Raw genomic sequence first — 21,088 nt, forward strand, 5'->3', positions numbered from 1 at the left:
CTCTTCGTGGCGTATGTGCGGCCCATATCGACGCGAGAACGGTGAATGTTCGGCCGGTTCGTCCGCTCGGTCGCCTCGGCGTTGATCCCCGGTCACCCGGCAGGCTTCCGGGCTAACATCCGAAAGCGCCCGTCTGTAGAACAACAGGTCAGCGGGCTCAGTACGCACCCGACCAGCTGAGTCGGCCGACGATCGAGGAGCATTTGTGGGGGCTCTCCTACCGACCTTGCAGGCCAACCGGCTGCGTGAAGGTTTGACCGATTACCTGGCGACCACCTTCGCGCTCACCGACCCGGATACCCAGGCCGCGCTCAGCGATTTCGTCGGCGATGCCAGGGACGGTATGTTCAAGGGCCCCTATGTCCGGTTACGTCTGCCCTTCGCCCCGGCCCGCGGCAACTGGGGTATGCACCTGGACTGGCTGCCGGACGACTTCGTGCCCTACGGGCATCAGGCCAAGGCGTTCGAGCGGTTGTCGACCAAGTTCCGGACACGCCCCCAGCCGACATTGGTGACCACGGGGACCGGTTCCGGTAAGACGGAGTCGTTCCTCATCCCGATCCTCGATCATGTCGTGCGCGCCAAGAAGCAGGGCGTGGCGGGGATGAAGGCGCTGATCATCTATCCGATGAATGCGCTGGCCAACGATCAGGAGCAGCGGCTGGCGAGGCTGATCAGCGCGCATCCGGAGCTCTCGGGTGTCACGGCCGGCCTGTACACCGGCGAGCAGAGCTCGGGCGGGCGAACCCTGGTCTCGGCGGAGGGCTTGATCACCGATCGGCGGCTGATGCACGATTCGCCGCCGGACATCTTGCTCACCAACTACAAGATGCTCGATCATCTGCTGCTGCGACCCGACCGTGCCGCGATGTGGCGGCAGTCTGCGGAATCGCTGCAGTATGTGGTGCTCGACGAGTTCCACACCTACGACGGCGCTCAGGGCACCGATGTCGCGATGCTGCTACGCCGTCTCGGGTTGGTGGTGAAATCGTATTGGAACGAGTCGTCACAGGTCGCCGACGAGGACCGGGCACGGCCGCTGGGCCTTATCACACCGGTGGCCACCTCCGCGACCCTCGGCGGTGGGGGCGAACCGACTGCCATGCTCGAGTTCGCGCACACCGTTTTCGGTGAGGTGTTCGGAAAGGAATCGCTTGTCGAGGAAACCCGGGTCGAGCTCCAGGACTGGCTGGCAGATCGCGATGCCGGCCTCGATCGCCGCTATGTCCCGATCGCCCCGTCCGCGGAGCAGGCGGTCAACGATCTCGACGCCTTCAGCAGCCGCTCCCCCAACAACGCGTACCTCGCGGCCGCGGTCCTCGCGACTCTGTTCGAGCGCACCGGCGACGAGCATCCGACTTTCCCGGAGCTGGCCGCCGAACTGCGCCGCCTGGACGAGACCGAACAGCTGGATCTGCTGAAGAAGCATCACTGGTTCGCCCGGCTACTCGACCGCTCGACCGAGGCCATCTCCTTGGCCGAGTTGGCGGCGAGGACCTTGTCCGTGTCATCCGCCGAACGCGATAACCAGCGCGGCCGGGCGATCCGGCAGCGATACCTGGACTATGTATTCGCGGCGCTCTCCCATCTGCGAGCCGAGATCGGGCGTTCGGCGTTGAATGTCGATGTGCATCTATGGGTCCGGGAGCTGTCCCGGATCGACCGGGAGCTTTCGTCCACCACCCAGTTCCGCTGGGCCGACGACGGCGACACCGAGAGCAGTGGTGCCGAGTATGCGCCGGCGCTGTTCTGCCGGCATTGCGGACGCTCCGGCTGGGGTGTGCGGCTGGCACCCACCGGGTACGCGCTGGACCCCGACCAGTCATCCGTCCGCGCCCAGCACCTTTCGGGCAACGCCAGGATTCGTGCCTTGATCTCCGCTCCGGTCGAAGCAGAACAGGCCCCGGCGGTGCAGGATCTGCGGTGGCTGCGCATCGAGGACCGCGAGGTCGGCGACGAGGTGCCGGATCCGGAGAGCACGGAGGTACTGGAGGGACGAGTGTTGCCCGTCCTCGCATTGCACGGGCCCGCGGCCGACGACGATTCCACGAAGGATGTGTGTCCGGCGTGTAATACGGCCGACGGGATCCGGTTCCTCGGTAGCGCGGTCGCCACTCAGCTCTCGGTGGCGCTGTCGACCATGTACGGGGACGCCGAACTGAACGCCGACGAGAAGAAGGCGCTCATGTTCACCGACAGCGTGCAGGACGCCGCGCATCGCGCGGGATTCGTCCAGGCCCGCTCGCACACGTTGAGCCTCCGGTCCACACTGCGGAACGCACTGGGCGAGAGAATCACCGGGGCCGAAATGCTCACACTCACCGAACTGTGCGACGCGGTGATCGACCGTGCGGGCGACGACCCGACCCGGCGATATCACCTGCTCGCGCCCGATATCGTCGAGCGCGACGAGTTCGGGGCGTTCTGGCAGGCCGAGGCGAACGCGGCCAAACGCCGGGAGGCGACGAAGAAGGTCCGGCGCCGGGTTCAGTTCGATATCGACCTGGAATTCGGACGGCAATCGCGACTCGGCCGCACCCTCGAGCTCACCGGGAGTGTGGTCGCCGAGGTCGATCTCGGCTCACCGGGCCGAGTGGCCCGGCTGGGTGTCCAGGCGCTCGACAACACCGAATACCAGCTGACGCTGAGGGATATCGACGCCGCGGCGATCACCCGGTGGATCCGGGGCACGGTTGAACGGATGCGGATCCAAGGCGCGATCCGGCATGTCTGGCTCGACAAATACGTCCAGCGCGACGCCAACCGCCGCTGGGTCTGGGGTGGGCGCCCGCTGGGTGAAGGTATGCCCGCGTTCCCCAAGGGCCGCCCCGCCCCGGCCTTCCCGGCGGTCGGTGCACGAGCCGTCCCCGAGGGCTTCGACGCGATTACGGCACCTTCATCGTGGTACGCGCTGTGGGCGTCGCGGTGCCTAGGGGTCGCACCGTTCGACGGCGGATTCCTGGCCCGCTCGTTGTTCGCCGTCCTCGCCGACGAGCGCATCCTCACCACCGTGACCACCGAGAAGGCGCTCACCGCGTACCAACTGAGCGAGGACGGCATCCGGGTCGGCGCGCCGAGCCTCGACGATCTCGAGGCAGGCCTGCACCTCCTTGTCTGCGGTGTCTGCCAGACACAGAATCCGGGTACTGCCGCGGTGGTCGATCAACTCGATGGGGCGCCGTGCATGCTCAGCCGCTGCCCCGGCACCCTGCACCGCGCCCCGAAATCCGACAACTTCTACCGCGGCCTCTACGACCGCTCGGAGATGAAGCGGGTGGTGGCGCGCGAGCACACCTCTCTTCTGCCGCCCAAGGTGCGCCAAGACTATGAGACCAAATTCAAGCAGCGCAGTATCGACCCCACCGCACCGAACGTCCTGGTCGCCACACCCACCCTCGAAATGGGTATCGATATCGGTGATCTGTCGACGGTCATGCTCGGCTCGCTGCCACGTACCGTCGCCTCGTATCTGCAGCGGGTCGGCCGGGCCGGGCGTCTCACCGGCAATTCGCTCATCCTCGCCTTCGTCCGCGGGCGCGGCGAGCATCTGCCGAAACTGTACGATCCGACCTCGGTCATCTCGGGCGACGTCCGCCCACCCGCGACCTTTCTCACCGCCGAGGAAATCCTGCAACGCCAGTACATCGCGCATATCGTCGACCAGCTGGCGCGGCGGCCCGGAGCCCAGGATCCGATCGAAGCCCGCGCGGTCCTCGGCAGTTTCGACGAAGGCACGTGGATGGCCGGACTGATCGGACTGGCCGATCTGAAAGCCGACGAACTCGTCGAGGGCTTCCTGGACCAGTTCGGCAGCCTTCTCCCGGCAGCGCCTCGCGAGGCGTTACGCATCTGGGCGACACCGACAGAGCCGGGCGAGCCCAGCGCGATGGTTCGCCAACTACGCGAAGCCGTGCACCGGTGGAACCTCGACGTCACCGAACTCACCGAACGCCGGACCGCGGTCGACGCCGCCCTACCCGAGTTCGAACAGCGCGCCAACTCCCCAGCAGCCACCGACGACGACAAACGCGACCTGCGCTCGGCGCGGGCGACTCTGCGCCTGCTGGGCAAACACCTCCACGACCTCACCCGCGAACACTGGGTCGGCGTCCTCGAACGCTACGGGGTACTGCCCAATTACACGCTCCTCGACGATTCGGTCACCTTGGATGTGGGCATCACCTGGTTCGATCCGGAGAGTAAGGAGTACCAGGGTGATACGGAGAGTTACCGCCGCGGCGCCCGGGTTGCGCTGACCGAATTGGCTCCCGGATCCACGTTCTACGCGCAGGGCCTGGCAGTGAAGATCGACGCCGTGGATCTGGGCGCTGGAGAGGCCAATATCCATCTCTGGCGTATGTGCCCGCAATGCGGCTGGGCAGGCACCGAGGTGGCTGCGGAAAGCGCGCTGCCGCCGGGCCGGTGCCCCCGCTGCGGCACCGCGGCCATCGCCGATGTGAGCCAGCAGTTGCAGGTCGTGGAGATGGCGAAGGTGTCAGCGGAAGTACGTAGAGATGAGGCCGCGATCACCGATTCTCGCGACGAGCGCCAACGCGAAACGTATGCGGTGGTCACCGCGGCCGATATCGACCCGGACAATATCGCTCGCCGCTGGTTCGCCACCGAATACGACTTCGGTGCGGAATATCTGCGCCGGATCGATATCCGCTGGCTCAACCTGGGTAGGCGCACCTCGCAGGGCGGGCGGCGCACCATCGCCGGATCCGAGATCACCACGGGCCTCTTCCGCGTCTGCTCGGGCTGCGGCCAGCTCGATCGCGTCGCCGGCCGCAACGATCCGCACGAACATCGCAGCTGGTGTAGGTACCGCAAGGCCGCCAACGAGGAGCACGTCCGCGAGATCGCCCTGGCGCGCACGCTACGAACCCAGGCCGTGCTTCTGCACGTGCCGGCTTTCCTGCGTTACGACTCGTTCGCCTACCCCAGCCTGAGCGCGGCAATCCTGCTCGGGCTGCGCCAGGTGATCGGCGGATCACCCGAGCATCTGGATGTCGTCACCATCACCGATGCCCTGTACGACCGCAACCAGCAGGCCCTGCTCATCCACGACACCGTGCCCGGCGGAACCGGTTACCTCGCCGAATTCGCCGATCCGGAAAAGGTGTGGTCGGCGCTGCGCGCTGCCCGGGAAGTCCTGCGCAATTGTTCCTGCGCCGACGAAGCCCGGCTTGCCTGCCACAACTGCCTGCTGCCGTTCACCACACCGCACGAGCTCGACAAGGTCTCCCGCAGAACCGCGGCCAAGATCCTCGACTTCATCTTGGGAGCGCAGGAGGCGGACCCGGTATGGGAGACATGGCGGGAATCTATCGTCGAAGAGACACCGGCGAAACCGGCAGCCGGCCTGGAGTCTCCGCTCGAGCGGGAGTTCTACATCGCTTTCCTGGACCGATTGCGCACTCTCGGGGCCACCATCAAGGAAACGCCCGGCACCTACGCCAACAAGGCCACGATCACCGTGCCTGGTAAAAAGATCCGCACCTGGACGCTCACCCCGCAGGTCCAGATGGGCAACAGTGTCCCCGATTTCGAGCTGAAGACCACCGACCCGGAGATCCCGGTGATCGCATTATTCGCCGACGGACACGCCTACCACGCCACGGCGGAGAACAACCGGATCGCTGACGATGCCCGTAAACGAGCGATCCTGCGATCGGGTGGGGTACTGGTCTGGTCGTTCGGGTACGAGGACCTGCAACGATTCACCGGGCAGAAAAAACAGGTAGCGCCCACGTGGCATATGAAGAAGCTGGCCGAACTCACCATGAAGCAGGGCAATCTCCGGCCCGCGGTGTTCGACCTCGTCAAGTCCGACCCGATCACCCAGTTGTTCCGCTTCGTGGACGACCCCGAACTCGAAGCATGGGCGGCCGTCGGCCGCTGGTTGCCGCTGATGTTCATGCGCGACAGCCGCCACAAGGGTGACAGCGATGAACTGGCCAACTGGGCCCTGAACCTGCTCGACGACGCGAACGCGCAGATCCCGGCAGGCCAGTACGCCTGCTGGTCCTATACCGACGGACCGTTGACCGTCACCGCCGCCCTGCGCACGGACAACGGCACGAGTACCGCCGTCCTACTGCTCGACGACCGCGACGACGGGCGCGCGGTCGACCGGCGATCCGCCTGGCAGGAATGGCTACGGCTGTCGAACTGGTTCGGGTTGTACGACGCCCACCTCATCACCAGCCGTAATCTGCTGACCGATGAGACGCCCACGCCGACGACAACCACCGAGGCCGATACCTCCGACCTGAGCCCACAGTGGCAGACCCTGTACACGGACAGCATCTCCGATCAGGAGCGATCTCTCATCCGTGAACTGGCATCGGCCGGTACGCCTCTCCCCTCGCAGGGTTTCGAGACAGACGACGGTGAAGTCGTCGATATCGCCTGGCCGGGGCCACGTGTCGGTGTGCTGTTCGATGATGTGGCGGCAGCCGCCGATACGATTGCCGACCAAGGGTGGACCATCTGTGGACCGGAAATCGCGCCGATCGTGGCGGCCCTGACTGCGAACGGAGTGATGTGATGGCGAATATTGTCATGGCGAACCAGAACAAATCGCTTCGCGGCATCGACGGGTCGATCGCCCAGCGAGTGTTCGGCTTCCTGGAGAAACTGCAATCCGATGATACGACGCCCGGCCTGCACATCGAGCCGATGAAAGGTGCCGCGGACCGGCGGGTGCGGACCGGCCGGGTAGACCTCAACCACCGCGCCGTGCTGTTCCGCGTGGACCCCAAAGAGGGGGGCACGACCTACGTCTATATGGGCACCTGGCCCCACGATGAGGCGAATTCGATCGCCGAACGTGCCACCCTGCGGGTCAACCCGGTCAACGGAATTCTCGAGGGCATTCTCACCGAACCCGGAGCGGAAACTACGCCCGCCCCCCACGCCGCGCCGGTCGAAGAAAATGCCGCGGCCGACCGCGGGTTCCTCGCCCACGCGGGTTTCACCTACGACGCACTCACCGAGCGATTGGGACTCGATCCGGCGATCGCCGAACGCGCACTCGCCGCCTCCGACGACTACGTGATCAACGATATCGCCGCGGATATCGGTGGCTGGCAGGCCGACGCGCTGATGGATCTGGCCTGCGGTAACGCGGTCGACGAAATCCGGGAGAAGTACAGCTTTACCGATGTACCGGTCGACACCTCGGTGGACGAAGACGACCGGATCATGGAGGCACTGGACCGCCCGGCTTCGAAGATCCAGTTCACCTATATCGACGGCAACGAGGAGCTGCGCCGGGTCATCGAGGGCGGCGATTTCGCGGCCTGGCGGGTTTTCCTGCACCCCGAACAGCGCACCTACGCCGAGAAGGATTACCACGGGCCGTTCCGCCTCTCCGGCGGCGCAGGCACCGGCAAGACCGTGGTAGCCATCCATCGGGCGCGGAACCTGCTGCGCCGCAATCCGAACGCGCGCATCGTCTTGACCACCTTCAACAAGACGCTCGCCAAGAACCTCGAAAGTGACCTGCGCGCGCTGGATCCCGGTATCGAGATCGCCGACCGGCCCGGCCGGCGCGGCATCTATGTCGAGGGTATCGACAAGCTCGCCAGCGATATCGTCAAACCGGCCGACGATATCGGCCCGGCGGTGGAAGCGGTACTCGGCACCCGCACCGAGGTGTCCACAGCCCGCACCAAGCAGGACCGGGTGTGGCGGGAGGTGGTGGACTCCGTCGCCGGCGGGCTCGACCCACGACTTTCCACACCATGGTTTCTCGAAACCGAGTACACCTCGGTGATCCTCGCCAACAAAATCACCACCCTGGAGCAGTACGCACGCATCGCCCGGCCCGGCCGGGGTGTCCGGCTGACGCGGCCCCAGCGGATCGCGGTATGGAAACTCGTCGAGGCCTACCGGCGCCGGAGCAGGATGGACGACACCTTCAGCTTCCCCGAAGTGCTGGCCGTCGCCGCGGAACACCTACACCTGCGCGCGCTCTCGGGAGTCGAACATCTCGCCGACCATGTCATCGTGGACGAGGCGCAGGATCTGCACGCTACCCATTGGCGAATGCTGCGCTCTTTGGTAGCAGAAGGCACCAACGATCTTTTCATCGCCGAGGATTCGCACCAGCGCATCTACGGACAGCCCGTTGTGCTGGGGCGGCTGGGTATCAAGATCGTGGGTCGATCCCGGCGGTTGACCCTCAACTACCGGACGACGGCGCAAAACCTGCACTTGGCCATGAGCATCCTCGACGGCGCCGACTACCACGACCTGGAGGAAGGCGAGGAGTCCACCGCCGACTACCGCTCGGCGCGCAACGGGCCGAAGCCCGCTTTGCACCAATATGATTCGGTCGCCGATGAACTCCAGGCCGTGGCGGAACAGATCAAGGAGTGGCTGCAGGCGGACAACGATGCGGACCGCGACACCATCGCTGTGCTCACCCGCAGCCTCAACGACCGCAACCAGATGGTGCGTGGACTCGCCGAACGCGGGGTGGACGCCCGCGCGCTGGATGAAAACCCGCCCGTCTCCGGGTACGTCCAGGTCATGACGATGCACCGATCGAAGGGGATGGAGTTCTCCCGGGTAATCCTTGCCGGTATCGCCGAAGCCCATGTTCCCTCACGGGCCGGTTTCAATGGTGTGCCCGAGGAAGAGCGCTCCGAAGCGGACTTGCGGGAACGATCGCTCTTGTATGTCGCGACGAGCCGGGCCCGTGATCAAGTGGTGGTTACCTGGAGCGGACGGCGGTCCGAGCTGCTGGGCCGGTACACAAAGTAGCCTTCGGCGAGTCCGGCTCGCCGCAATAATCCGGCCCACCCGCCGGCCGGGGCGGCCGTCGCCGGATCCCCGGTGGCCGATGTACTCGGGCCGAGAATCTGTTCGTTGCGTCAGGCATGCCGCAGCCCGGTGGCATGCTCGCGCCCGGACGCGCCCACCGGCCGCCACCGCCAACCTGACTCGATGCCTGGGGCAGTATCCGTCGATAGCCACGCAGGCATCCACAGGACTTCCGGGTGTGGGCCGTCGCTTCGGTCCGGGCGGGAGGAGCGGTGCAGACCCGCAGCCGACCCCTTATTCATTCGGTCACATTGTCAGAATGACTGTGCCGGTAGCTGCCGGTAGGCGGTGGCTGGGTGGCTCGTTTACCTTTCGTGCGCGGTGTTCGAGCCATCCAGCCGGTCGCCGGATCATCCGTACTCTGCGGGGTTCCAGGTGCGGGTCGGCTTGTTGGTGAAGATGAACCGCAATGCCTTGATCATGATGTCACCTCCTTCCTGGGGCTCTGGCGTCCGCGAACAGGGTCTATGGGGTGCGGCGCAGGGTGAACGGCCTGGGGATCGCCGCATTGGTCACTATCGGGCGGGTGTCACCGCCACCGATGACGGACAGCGAGGTGTTCTCGGTGAGGGTGGCGACTGCTTCGGTGACCAGATCGTGGGCTACCGCGGCGCCGGCGCAGGTGAAGGGGCCGGAACTGAAGGGTACGTAGGGGCCGTTCGCGCTCGGGCGGGCCCAGCGGTCGGGCTGGAACGCGCCCGGTCTGGACCAGTGTTGTTCGTCGTGATGGAGCAGGTAGGGGCTGACGGACAGCTGGTCACCGGCCTGGAAGGCGATTCCGCCGAACTCGGTGGGCCGGGGGACGGGACGGCTGACCATCCAGGAGACCGGCCGGTGCCGTGCTGCCTCACGGACGACCCGGTCGGCGGGCCACGGCCATGGTGAGCCGGGAGAGTCGAGGCTGCCCAGCAACACCGACCAGGCGATCGAGTAGCCCAGCGGTCCCACAATGGACCGGAACATCAGCACGTACAGCTCCGCCACCGTGGTATCGGCGACCTCGTCGGGGCAGGCACCGATCACCGCGTCGAGCAGATCCCGTGGTCCGGACTCCGCAGCGTGGCCGGTAACGCTGCGCCGGGCTCGGACCTGCTCGGTCAGCACGGTCGACAGTTTCGTGCGCAGCAGCTGCGCCCGCGCCCGCTGCCACATCCGGGCCGGGCGAAGCGAGCCCACGCGTGCGTTTCTTTCCAGTAACCGCCGCAACTCGGGAGCACCATCGGGGTGCAGCAGCACGTCCGCGGTGCACCGATATATCAGCTCGACCCCGGCCGCCGGCCAGCGGGTGACGGGGGGCATTTCTATCGCCGCGGCCGCCAGTGACTCCCGGTACCTGGGCGTATGCGCCCGCAGGATCCCGCGCGCGGCGCGGCCGAATTCGACCTGGACAGACCGTGAAGGCAGCATGGACCCGAAGAACTCGGACATCCCGGCGTTGAACGCACGGTCATGCAACACCGTCAGCGCCAGACCCGTATCGCCGACACACCAGCCGCCCCATGGCAGCCGGAACACCTCCCCCGAGCTGGTTCGGCGGAGATTCTCGAGAAAATCCAACGGATCGCGCCGGAACCGGAGCATCTCTGCGAAACCCATCGAACGGTCCTCTCACGGAGAGGGTGAGCGGTTCATCAGGTGCTTTCGAGCTGGCCCATCCACTGGACCTGCGTACAAGCGCAGGCCGAACATAGCCTCTCAATTTTATCCAGCGTGTCCAGACCGGTACGGATCGCGGCGGTGAAGTCTGGATCTGTCCCGCGGCCCACGGCCATATCCAGGTGGTCGGCGTGGATGCTGCCGGGCGACGACAGTACCTCTACCACGAACGCTGGCGCCGGGACCGGGACGAGGAGAAGTTCGACCGGGTGCTCGAGCTCGCCGCCCGACTCCCCGAGTTGCGTCGGCGGCTGCACGCGGACCTGGACACTTCCGGGCTCGGCAAGCACCGTGTCGAAGCGCTGGCGATCGCCTTCGTCGATCGCGGGGTGTCCCGGAGCGGCGGCGAGGAATACGCGGAGGAGAACGGCACCTGCGGCATCGCCACCCTGCTCCGTAAGCAGGTACGCATCAGCGGCGACACTATGCAGTTCGACTATGTGGCAAAAGGTGGCAAACAGCGCCGTGTGCAGGTCAGCGATCGCCCGCTCACCCGGGCCTGCCGCGCACTGCGGCGCTGCCGAGCCGACAGCGAGCGACTGCTGCTCTATCGAGAGGGGGCGGGGAACCGCGAGCTGCGCGCCGAGGACGTCAACGCCCGGTTCAAAGGGGTCACCGCGCCCGATTACACCGCCAAGGATCTGCGTACCTGGCAGGCCACGGTGCTCGCCGCCGCCGGTTTCGGCGCGACCGAGCGGCCCGCCTCGACACGTGGCCGGAAACTCGCACGGCAAGAGGTCTTCGCGCAGGTCGCCGAAGCGCTCGGCAATACGCCCGCGGTGGCGCGGGAATCGTATGTGGATCCCCGTGTCGTCGAGGCATTCGAGGACGGCTCGACGATCGCCGCGCTGCGGCGCGCGAACCGACTGGACGACGACCGGGACCGCACCGAAATCATCGAACGAGCAGCACTCCGGTTGTTGCGGAAGCAGGCCGGGTGATCGTTGGCGGTCGAGGCCCGGCCCGACCGAATACCGGGGTGCGGACTACACTCCCCGGTCGGGCGATCACAGCCGACGCAATGACAGAGGCGAAAACTCAGCCCGACAGATGCAGTGGGTCGGCCCAATATTGTGGGCTGCGACCGTAGTGCGGCGTCGAATACGCGCGGTCCCATGTCGCGCCGGCGGCGATGAGCTCGCGCCACGGCGCGACCTCGACATACATGACCCGCATCGAGTTCAACGATCCGGTGTGCAGATCGGGTCCGTCGGTGGTGACCGCGTCCTCGGCGACGGCGACGTCGAAATTTCGCTCCAGAGCGGCGCGGACAGTCGCCTCCACGCAGACGTTGGTCTGCAATCCGCATACGATCAGACGGTCGGCGCCGAGCGTGCGCAGGACGGGTTCGAGTTCGGTGTCGGCGAAGAAGCTGTGCCGGGTTTTGTCGAGCACCGGCTCCCCCGGTTCCGGTGCGACGGCATCCATGATCTGCGAACGCCACAGCTTCTCCTGCTCGGACAGCACCGGCAGCCGATCAGCGCGACTCGCGCGGTGCCGGGCCGACCGCGGTGTCATCGCCGAAGAGGACACCTGGCGCGAATAGATCACCGGTATCCCCTGCGACCTCGCCTCGTGGATCAACGACCGGCATTCGGCCACCACCTCGTCCCGCCGCCACAGCGGTGGCCACCCGTAGGCGTCCCGCACATCCTGCACCAGATACGAGTTCTGCACGTCCACCACGAGCAATACCAACGACCCCACGAGCACCCCTTGTGTATCGAAAGCCGCTGTGCCCCATAGCCTCCAGCAGCAGGCAAACTCCCATTATGGGCTGCCGACCGGACCGGCGGCGCGCATCCGGGCTCATCGGCGGAGCCGGGGCACGGATCTGCGGGCATATCCCGCGGCCGGTGCGGGAATTCGACACCTGTGCCACCTCTGCTGCGCAGAGAGGTGACGACAACTCACCCACGGCCCGGAAGGAGACCGTCCGGGCAGTGCAGCCGGTGGCCTCGTCCATCGGTAACGTCAGTGTTCGAGGAGGTGTTCGGTGCGGTGAACACGGAAATAATCCGGGCGAGGCAGGAACGACGGCGCGTGATCGTGGCCGCGGCATCCGGGTTGTTCGCCGCCTGCGGTTATCGGGCGGCGAGTATGGACGAGATCGCCTGCCGGGCGGGGATCAGCAAACCGGTCCTGTACAAATCGTTTTCGAGCAAGCTCGAACTCTATCTGGCGGTTCTGCACGAGGCAGTACAGGTATTGCGCGCCACGCTCACCGCGGCATTGGCCTCCGCCCGGGATATGCAATCGGTCGTGGTGGCGACGGTGACCGCGGTGTTCGACTTCGCCGACAACCATGCGCGCAGCGCTGCTCTGCTGGCCGGTGCGGCCGACGCCGAGGAGCCGTCGGCGCAGCGTATGGCACGGCAAGCCACCATGATCTGCACTGATGCCCTGTTGCAGGCGCTGGCGCCGTCCGCCTCGCCGCGGGCCGAGCGGGGATGGCTGATCGCGGCGGAGATGGTCGGGATCGCGCAATCGTGCGCGCGCGACTGGGTGGTGACCGGCAAGCGATTGCCCAAGAACGAAGCCGTCGCCACGACCGCCGGTTTGTGCTGGTCCGGCCTGGCCGGTGTCCAATTGGCGCCGAAGAGCCCGGTCCCCGCCGGGGACTGAGCTCCGTTCCACGGTGGGAGCGGAGAATACCCGGCCGACTCGTATCCGAGCGGATGCCGGCACGAACTGTCCGGACTCGTCGAGGTCGACCACGCGACGACCCTGCGCAGCCGTCGGCGCTACATACTCGCCGCCGCGCGGTGGCGCCGCGACATCCGGCTCCACCGCGCCGACGGGCCGGTATGTTCGCGCACGTGCAATACAAGGGTCATCGTGTGATGTAGATCACTAAATTAGCTGTCACGTTCCCTTGGCCCGCTCTGTCCAATAGCCGACCCCAACGGACGAGCCCCTTCAGGGAGAGAACGATGAACACCCACACCGCCCACGAGATCGTTGTCCTCGGCGCCGGCTACACCGGTCTGATCGCCGCCGCCCGCCTGGCCCGCTACACCCGCAGACTGAACACCCGCATCACTGTGGTGAACCCTTCTCCCCGCTTCACCGAGCGGCTGCGCATGCATCAGGTCGCCGCGGGCCAAGAACTGGCCGACTTCCGGATCCCGGATCTACTGGCGGGGACCGGCGTGGAATTCCACCGGGCCGCGGCGACCGCCATCGACACCGCCGGCCGCACCGTCAGCCTCGACGACGGCGCGGTCCTGCACTACGACCGGCTGGTCTACGCCCTCGGCAGCACCACCGATACGCGCGCTGTCCCGGGTGCGGCGGACCACGCCTGGACCCTCGACAACCCCGCCCTGGCCCATCATTTCGCACAGCGGCTACCCGAAATCGACGCAGTGGGCGGCACCGTCACCGTCTGCGGGGGCGGACTCACCGGCATCGAGGCGGCCGCCGAGATCGCCGAGGCACATCCCGGGCTGACGGTCGCCCTGATCAGCGCGGCCGAACCCGGCACCATGATGGGTGAGAAGGCCCGCGCCTACCTGAACCGGGCGCTGGACCGGCTGGGCGTGGTCCGCACGGTCGGGGTGAAGGTCACCAAGGTGCTTCCCGACGCCGTGCGGCTGGACACCGGCGAGGTCGTCGCCTCGGATCTGACCCTGTGGACCACCGGCGTACGAGTGTCGCCGCTCGCCGCCACGGCCGGAATCGCGACCGATGCGAAAGGACTCATCATCACCGACGCCACTCTGCGCTCGGTATCGCACCCGGAGATCCACGCCGTCGGAGACGCCGCCCGCGTGCGGCAGGCATGGGGGCAGCTACACGGCACCTGCCAAAGCGGTGTGGTCACCGCGGACTACACCGCCGCCGCCATAGCGCGAATCCTGCGCGGAAAAATAGTGAAGCCGCTGCGCTTCGGCTACTTCCACCAGCCGGTGAGCCTGGGCCGGAAGGACGCGGTCGTCCAGTTCACCCACGCGGACGACACCCCGAACAGGTGGTATCTCCGGGGCAGGGCCGCGGCGATCTACAAGGAACAGGTCAGCAGCAGCCCGACAGTGGCCGCCAGGGCGAGCCGCTATGTGAAGATCCCGGTACAGCTGTCGAAGGGCGGCCGCGCCACCCGGAAGACCGTATGACCAGCCGGGGTCCGTGGGGCCGGGGAAAGGCACAGCTCCTCGGCCCCCGCGGAATACGAACCTCCGACCGATAGGACAGCACCGTGTCAGAGCGCAACACCCACCAGTCGCTCCCGGAGCCCGGGCTGCCCGGCGAGCCGATCGACCCGTTCGTCGAACACCGTCGGCTGCTCTTCGGTACCGCCTACCACCTTCTGGGCAGTGTCGCCGACGCGGAGGACATCCTGCAGGACACCTGGCTGAAATGGCGTGCGGTGGACCAGGCGTCGGTGGCTCATCCGAAGGCCTACCTGGTGCGCACGGTGACCAACCTCGCGCTCAACCATCTCACCTCCGCCCGGGCCGCCCGCGAAACCTATATCGGTCCCTGGATCCCCGAACCGGTGATCACCGCACCGACCGCCGCCGAGGAGAGCGAAATGGCCGATACCGTGTCGACGGCGATGCTGGTCGTCCTCGAAACCCTCAATCCCGTGGAGCGCGCCGTATTCGTCCTGCGTGAGGTCTTCGGCTACTCCTATGCCGAGATCGGCGGCTTCCTCGACCGTCCCGAGGCCACCGTCCGCCAGATCCTGCATCGCGCCCGCTCGCATGTGCATGCCCGCCGTCCCCGCTTCGACGCGGACGATACGGCACGCGCACAGATCACCGAGAAGTTCCTGGCGGCCTGCGACGGCGGCGACCTCACCGCGCTCATGGAACTGCTCGCACCGGAAGTGACGCTGTGGAACGACGGCGGCGGTATCGTCACCGCGGCCCGCCGACCGCTCCACGGACCCGATCATGTCGCGCGCTGGCTACTGGGTGTCCTGGCCAAACCGGACTCCGCCGGTATCCGCCTCGAACCCGTGGTCGTCAACGGCGAGCTGAGCATCATCGGCACGATCGGCGACTACCGCATCGGCGCCCTCACCTACGACATCCGCGACAGCCGCATCGAGAACATCCGCTTCCAGGTCAATCCGGAGAAGCTGCGCGGTATCCAGGCGGACTGAAACCTCGCACCACCGAGGAAAATCGGCTGCCGGGTCCGGACCGATATGGTTCGGAAAGGGTAGGGGGGGCGATCAGCCCTGGTTGGTTTCGTCCACGATCCACGCGGCGATCTGGGCACGGGAGGTGAACCCCAGCTTGGTGAGGATGTTCTCCACGTGCCCTTGGGCAGTGCGTGGTGAGACAACGAGTTCGGTGGCGATCTGCCTGTTGCTGAGGCCTCGGGCGACCAGTGCGGCGACCTGCCGCTCACGTTTGGTCAACCGGGCGGGCCGGTCGGGGCCGGCGGTCCGGCCGGTGGATTGTTCGCGCAGTGCGTAGGCCTGCGCCGCGGACACGCTCATCGTGCGACCTCGCTCGAATGCCGCATCGAACTCGGTATCGCCGAGAGTTTCTCGCGCCGACTGCTCGCACTCCTCGTGGAAGTGCGACAGCGTATCGAAGACGCGGCCGCGGCTGCCTCCGGCCGGCCAGAGGTGACGAGCGGCTCCCATGAGCACCGCGGCCCGCTCCGCCTCCCGGCGGTGGCAGGCGACCCACGACAACGCTTCGAGGCAGAAGGTCACCACCATGTGGCTGTTGAGCGGGCGGTCGACGCGCAGAGCTTCCTCGAGCAGCTCCTGCGCGCGGTCGACGTTGCCGCGGCGCCATTCGGCGACGGCCAGGCCCCGCATGGCCAGCGCGCGATACAGTATCCCTCCGCACCCTTCGGTGATAGCGATCACCCGCTGCTGGTGCTCGATCGCTTTCTCCGTATCACCCTGCAGTTCGTATGTCATTCCCCGCAAGGACAATGCGTGAATATGGAGATGGCCGGTGAGGTCCGAACGGTAGACCTCGATGGCGGCCTCCAGCAGCGGTGCGGCACGCGCGGGATCGCCACTGAGCAGGGCCAAGTCTGCTGCCGCGTGGTTCATCTGCGCCTGCAGCATCGGCGTCGGGTCGCGTTCCGCCAGCACCCGGCCCTCCTGGAGGAGTGTCGCCGCGGATCGGAAATCGCCCTGCGCCGCCGCCAGATCGATGGCGACGCGCAGTGCGCCCACCCGGTCGGGGATCGAGGTAGCGCCGGGGTGGGCGAGAACCCGTTCGATCCAGGACCGTCCTTCCCCGTGGAAGCCGCGGAACACCCAGAACTCCCACAGCGCGGACGCTGTTTGCAGGCCTGCTTCCGCTGCTTCCTCGGTGTCCTCGGCCAATGCGGATTCGAGCGCCTCGCGCAGATTGGGGTGCTCGCGCTCGAGCCGAGCGATCCAGCCGGGCTGCGCCCGGCCGATCCATCCGGCCTCCGCGTCCAGCGCCAGCCGCCGGTACCAGGCCCGATGCCGTCGGCGCAGCTCCTGGTACTCGCCGGATTCCCGCAACTTGGATCGACCGTAGTCCCGCAGTGTCTCCAGCATCCGGAACCGCACGACGGAACCCGACTCTTCCCGTATCAGTATCGACTTGTCCACCAGGCCGGAAAGCACATCGACGATCTCGGCCGGTGCCGAGTCGACAGTGCACACCTGCTCGACCGCATCCAGGCCGCAGCTACCGGCGAACACCGATAAGCGGGCCCACGCCCGCTGTTCGGCCTGCGAACACAGGTCGTAGCTCCAATCCAGGCACAGCTTCATCGACTGCTGCCGGGTCGGCGCGGTGCGGAAGGAACCGGTGAGCAGCTCGTATCGGTCCGTCAGCCGGGCCAGGATCTGGTCCGGCGACAACGTGCGGATGCGCGCGGCGGCGAGCTCGATCGCCAGCGGCACGCCGTCCAATCTGGCACAGATCCTGGTCACCGCGACCATATTGTCCTCGGTCAGCTCGAATCCCGGTACCACCGCCGCGGCACGCTCGACGAACAGCGTCACCCCGTCGAAGCGGGGCAGCCCCTTCAGCGACGGTCGATGATCCGGATCCGGGACTGTCAACGGCATCACCCGCTGGGTGATTTCGCCGGCGATCTTCAACGGCTCGCGGCTGGTGATGATGGTCCGCACCCCCGGGCACGAGGCCAGCAGCGCCTCGGTCAGCTCGGCGACCGCCTCCACGACCTGCTCACAGTTGTCCAGGACGATCAGCGTTTCGCGGGACCACAGGTGGTGTATCAGAGTCTCGAGCAACGGCCTCGTCGAGTCGTCCCGGACACCGAGCGTTGCCGCCACGGTGTCGACCAGGAGCCCGGGATCGGACACGAGAGCCAGATCGACCAGCCACACTCCGTCGGCGAAATCGCGCTGTACCTGGGACGCGGCCTTCAGCGCCAACCGCGATTTGCCCACGCCGCCGGTACCGACGAGCGTGACCGAACGCGACCTCGACAGATGGTTCTTGACCTCGGCCAACTCGGCACGCCGATCGACGAGACCGGTCAGCTCCAGCGGCAGATTTCCGCCGGAATTCTCGCCGACCGGCTCCGCCTGCCGGCCACCTTGTGCCGCGCTGCTGGACAGCGAGCGTTCGGGACCGGGATGGGTCAGCAGTGCCAATTCGCCCGTCGAACTCCCACGGCGCCGCTGTATTCGCCGGACGGCTTCGCCGAACTCCGCGGCGGAGGGGCGTTCGCGGCGATCCCGCCTCATCGCCCTTTCCACCAGCGTCGACACCTCGTCGTCGATACCGCGCTGCCGCAGGTCCGGCAGGTCATGGGTGGTGATCCGCAGGAACTGCGTCACCATGTTCTCGCCCCGACGCCGCTCGAAGGCGGCATGCCCGGTCAACGCGCAGAACAGGGTCGCGCCGAGCCCGTAGACATCGGCTTCCGGCGTCGACGGCTGTCCCTCGAGCACCTCAGGTGCGGTGAACGCGGGGGAGCCGGTCACTGTGCCGGCGGCCGTCTCGAACCCGCCACCGATATGCGCGATGCCGAAATCGGTCAATGCCGGCTCGCCGAAATCGGTGAGCAGAATATTGCCCGGTTTCACATCCCGATGCACAATCCCGAGCCGGTGAGCTGCCTCGAGCGCGCCGGCGATCTTCGATCCGATCCGCAGCGCATTCTCCGACGAAAGCGGGCCATACCGGCGAATCCACATATCGAGAGACCCCGAGGGGTGAAAGGGCATCACCAGATAGGGGCAGCCGCCGGAGAGTGCGCCCACTTCCAGCACGGTCACGATATTCGGATGCCCGGTCGAGCGGCCCATCGCCCGCTGCTCCCGCAGAAATCGGGCCCGATTGTCCTCGTCGAACCCCGCGGTGAAAACCTTCACCGCCACGATCCGGTCCAGTTCCGGCTGCCGGCAGCGGTACACCACCCCGAATCCACCCCGCCCGATTTCTACAGCATCCAGGTAACCGGCCGCAGCCAACTCGGCGCGAAACGAAATCGTCTCGCGCTGCGTGCGGAGTGGGTCATCACCGCTCATCGGTGAATTCGGCCCGGGGAGCGTTGTGCGAAGCGAAAGAAACCATAGGCTCACCTCTTGCCCGCTCCACTATATCCCCGGCCGGAGAAAACCCCCGCTGCCCGGTTCGGTATGCGGAAAAATGCGCTCAGCGCTTACTCGCGCACACCCGCCTCACTTCTTTACCGGGTGTCGCTGCCCGATTTCTTCAGGCCGTTCGGGCAAGGTTTAGCCGGACGCGGCGTGGGTACCGGCGCGGGCACCGGTGGCTCGGATGAAGGAGAGCGCATGGCAGTGACACCGTCTCGACCCGCAGAGCTCACCCCCACCCGCCCGTTTCCGGCGCGGGTGGGTCCGAAGGGTTCGGCCATCCGGAAACTGGTGACCACGACCGACCCGAAATTGCTGGGCATCATGTACCTGGCCTCGGCAACGGCGTTCTTCCTGATCGGCGGGTTGATGGCGCTGCTGCTGCGCGGGGAACTGGCCCGCCCCGGGCTGCAATTCCTGTCGCCGGAACAGTACAACCAGCTGTTCACCATGCACGGCACGATCATGCTGCTGTTCTATGCCACGCCGGTGGTGTTCGGTTTCGCCAATGCGGTCCTGCCGCTCCAGATCGGGGCGCCGGATGTGGCGTTTCCCCGCCTCAATTCCCTGAGCTATTGGCTGTATCTGTTCGGCGCCACCATGGCGACCGCCGGATTCGTCACTCCGGGCGGCGCGGCCGATTTCGGCTGGACGGCATATTCGCCGCTCACCGATTTCCTGCACTCACCGGGTGTCGGCAGCGATCTGTGGATCATGGGTCTGGCCGTCTCCGGCCTGGGCACCATTCTCGGTGCCGTCAACATGCTCACCACGGTGGTGTGCCTGCGCGCGCCGGGCATGACGATGTTCCGGATGCCGATCTTCACCTGGAATATCGTGGTGACCAGCATCCTGGTGCTGCTGGCGTTTCCGATCCTCACGGCGGCGCTCATGGCGCTGGCCTACGACCGGCGCCTGGGCGGTCATATCTATGATCCCGGTGTCGGCGGCGTCCTGCTGTGGCAGCACCTGTTCTGGTTCTTCGGCCATCCGGAGGTCTACATCATCGCGTTGCCGTTCTTCGGCATCGTCTCCGAGATCTTTCCGGTCTTCAGCCGCAAACCCATTTTCGGCTACACCGCGCTGGTCTTCGCGACCATCGGCATCGGTGGCCTGTCGATGGCGGTGTGGGCCCACCACATGTACGCCACCGGCGCGGTACTGCTCCCCTTCTTCTCGTTCATGACGTTCCTCATCGCCGTGCCGACCGGCGTGAAATTCTTCAACTGGATCGGCACCATGTGGAAGGGACAGCTCACATTCGAAACACCGATGCTGTTCTCGGTGGGATTCCTCGTCACGTTCCTGTTCGGTGGGCTCTCCGGTGTCATCCTGGCCAGTCCGCCCCTGGACTGGCACGTGCACGACAGCTATTTCGTGGTGGCGCATTTCCACTACGTACTCTTCGGCACCATCGTGTTCGCGACCTTCGCCGGTATCTACTTCTGGTTCCCCAAGATGACCGGCCGGCTCATGGACGAACGTCTCGGCCGCCTCCACTTCTGGACCACCTTCCTCGGCTTCCACACCACCTTCCTGGTCCAGCACTGGCTCGGCGCCGAGGGCATGCCCCGGCGTTACGCCGACTACCAGGCCGACGACGGCTTCACCGCTCTGCACACCGTGTCCACCATCGGCTCGTTCGTGCTCGGCATCTCGATGATCACGTTCGTGTGGAATGTCTTCAAGAGCTACCGTTACGGCGAGGTGGTCACCGTGGACGATCCGTGGGGGTACGGCAACTCCCTGGAATGGGCCACCAGCTGCCCGCCGCCGCGGCACAACTTCTACGAACTGCCCAAAATCCGCAGCGAACGCCCCGCCTTCGAACTGCACTACCCGCACATGTCCGAACGCATCCGCAAAGAATCCCATATCGGCCGCAGCAGTCACGGCGCCGGCGCGGAACTGTCCCAACCCCCCGCCCCCACCACCGGTGGCGCTGCCTCCGACTGACCCGACCGCCGACACCGGATCCCGGGCCACCCGGTGTGGAGGGTGCCGCCCACCCGGGCTTCGCCGACGTGGTGGTCGGGACTACCCATCTCCCGATCGGCCGCACCCGGGAGATGC

The 21,088-nt window shown here is 66.5% G+C and carries 10 protein-coding genes; 7 read left to right on the forward strand and 3 right to left on the reverse strand.

Annotated elements, in window-relative coordinates; translation table 11 throughout:
• The first annotated feature begins 205 nt into the window (after positions 1-205).
• Positions 206-6,553: a DEAD/DEAH box helicase gene (locus IG75_RS0131435; RefSeq protein WP_030524974.1), complete on the forward strand. Its 6,348-nt coding sequence runs from the start codon at positions 206-208 to the stop codon at positions 6,551-6,553.
• Complete coding sequence (locus IG75_RS0131440) at positions 6,553-8,775, forward strand: 3'-5' exonuclease (protein WP_030524975.1); 2,223 nt, start codon at positions 6,553-6,555, stop codon at positions 8,773-8,775. Before IG75_RS0131435 ends, IG75_RS0131440 begins: the two co-directional genes overlap by 1 nt.
• 525 nt (positions 8,776-9,300) lie before the next feature.
• On the opposite strand, the gene IG75_RS0131445 is transcribed toward IG75_RS0131440, so the two are convergent.
• Positions 9,301-10,431 (reverse strand): cytochrome P450, encoded by a 1,131-nt coding sequence (locus IG75_RS0131445; RefSeq protein WP_030524976.1) that lies wholly within the window; start codon positions 10,429-10,431, stop codon positions 9,301-9,303.
• A gap of 191 nt (positions 10,432-10,622) precedes the next feature.
• Between IG75_RS0131445 and IG75_RS0131450 the strand changes: the two genes are divergently transcribed.
• A complete protein-coding gene (locus IG75_RS0131450; RefSeq protein WP_245713377.1) occupies positions 10,623-11,432 on the forward strand; it encodes a site-specific integrase in 810 nt (269 codons plus the stop codon).
• 97 nt (positions 11,433-11,529) lie between these two features.
• On the opposite strand, the gene IG75_RS0131455 is transcribed toward IG75_RS0131450, so the two are convergent.
• Positions 11,530-12,198 (reverse strand): cysteine hydrolase family protein, encoded by a 669-nt coding sequence (locus IG75_RS0131455; RefSeq protein WP_030524978.1) that lies wholly within the window; start codon positions 12,196-12,198, stop codon positions 11,530-11,532.
• 294 nt (positions 12,199-12,492) lie between these two features.
• On the opposite strand from IG75_RS0131455, the gene IG75_RS0131460 reads away from it, so the two are divergent.
• The 3 genes from IG75_RS0131460 (at position 12,493) to IG75_RS0131470 (ending at position 15,601) form a co-directional block, all read left to right on the forward strand.
• Positions 12,493-13,116: a TetR/AcrR family transcriptional regulator gene (locus IG75_RS0131460; protein WP_030524979.1), complete on the forward strand. Its 624-nt coding sequence runs from the start codon at positions 12,493-12,495 to the stop codon at positions 13,114-13,116.
• Positions 13,117-13,424: 308 nt separating this feature from the next.
• Positions 13,425-14,606 (forward strand): NAD(P)/FAD-dependent oxidoreductase, encoded by a 1,182-nt coding sequence (locus IG75_RS0131465; protein ID WP_030524980.1) that lies wholly within the window; start codon positions 13,425-13,427, stop codon positions 14,604-14,606.
• 83 nt (positions 14,607-14,689) lie between these two features.
• On the forward strand, positions 14,690-15,601 hold the full coding sequence (locus tag IG75_RS0131470; protein ID WP_245713378.1) for an RNA polymerase sigma-70 factor: 912 nt from the start codon (positions 14,690-14,692) through the stop codon (positions 15,599-15,601).
• 72 nt (positions 15,602-15,673) lie between these two features.
• Here the strand turns inward: IG75_RS0131470 and IG75_RS0131475 are convergent, their stop codons facing one another.
• Positions 15,674-18,946, reverse strand: coding sequence for a protein kinase domain-containing protein (locus IG75_RS0131475; RefSeq protein WP_030524982.1), 3,273 nt, complete (start codon positions 18,944-18,946; stop codon positions 15,674-15,676).
• A 267-nt stretch (positions 18,947-19,213) separates the two neighbouring features.
• On the opposite strand from IG75_RS0131475, the gene ctaD reads away from it, so the two are divergent.
• Complete coding sequence (ctaD, locus tag IG75_RS0131480) at positions 19,214-20,971, forward strand: aa3-type cytochrome oxidase subunit I (RefSeq protein ID WP_051715282.1); 1,758 nt, start codon at positions 19,214-19,216, stop codon at positions 20,969-20,971.
• The last annotated feature ends 117 nt before the right edge of the window (positions 20,972-21,088 follow it).

The sequence above is a fragment of the Nocardia rhamnosiphila NBRC 108938 genome, assembly GCF_000720425.1.
GTDB lineage: Bacteria > Actinomycetota > Actinomycetes > Mycobacteriales > Mycobacteriaceae > Nocardia > Nocardia rhamnosiphila.

What these genes read in the sequence shown, in the direction of transcription:
- IG75_RS0131445 (WP_030524976.1), bottom strand. Translation starts at nt 10,431, where the DNA reads ATGGGTTTCGCAGAGATGCTCCGGTTCCGGCGCGATCCGTTGGATTTT.
- IG75_RS0131475 (WP_030524982.1), bottom strand. Translation starts at nt 18,946, where the DNA reads ATGAGCGGTGATGACCCACTCCGCACGCAGCGCGAGACGATTTCGTTT.
- ctaD (WP_051715282.1), top strand. Translation starts at nt 19,214, where the DNA reads ATGGCAGTGACACCGTCTCGACCCGCAGAGCTCACCCCCACCCGCCCG.
- IG75_RS0131440 (WP_030524975.1), top strand. Translation starts at nt 6,553, where the DNA reads ATGGCGAATATTGTCATGGCGAACCAGAACAAATCGCTTCGCGGCATC.
- IG75_RS0131465 (WP_030524980.1), top strand. Translation starts at nt 13,425, where the DNA reads ATGAACACCCACACCGCCCACGAGATCGTTGTCCTCGGCGCCGGCTAC.